The sequence below is a fragment of the Bacillus sp. SIMBA_005 genome, from assembly GCF_046535585.1.
Taxonomy (GTDB): domain Bacteria; phylum Bacillota; class Bacilli; order Bacillales; family Bacillaceae; genus Bacillus; species Bacillus pumilus.
Window position 1 is genome coordinate 1 of the sequence record NZ_JAWRWI010000363.1, and the last position, 274, is coordinate 274.

Here is a 274-nt window from a genome sequence, read left to right on the forward strand (position 1 = left end):
CTACTTACACCACCACTAAACCAAGCTATTGTTTTCATGTTGCTACCTCCGTTTCTGCACAATATCTTTCCACTACTTCATAAATACAATCCAATGCGTCTTGCTGCGCTTATCCCCGAATAACGGTTTGTGGCCAAAGCAATCCAAAACTTCTCGTAATGATATTTGGTCCTCATTCCATTTGAAAATCAAAGTACCATTTGGTTTTAGCACTCGCATACATTCATCAAAACCTTGCATTAAATCCATTCGCCAAGTAGCTTCATTCAACTTG

1 pseudogene is annotated in these 274 nt (G+C 39.1%); it reads right to left on the bottom strand.

The window, feature by feature from the left end:
- Positions 1-72: 72 nt before the first annotated feature.
- Positions 73-274 (bottom strand): annotated as a pseudogene (locus tag SB660_RS20470) (SAM-dependent methyltransferase); the annotation flags it as partial.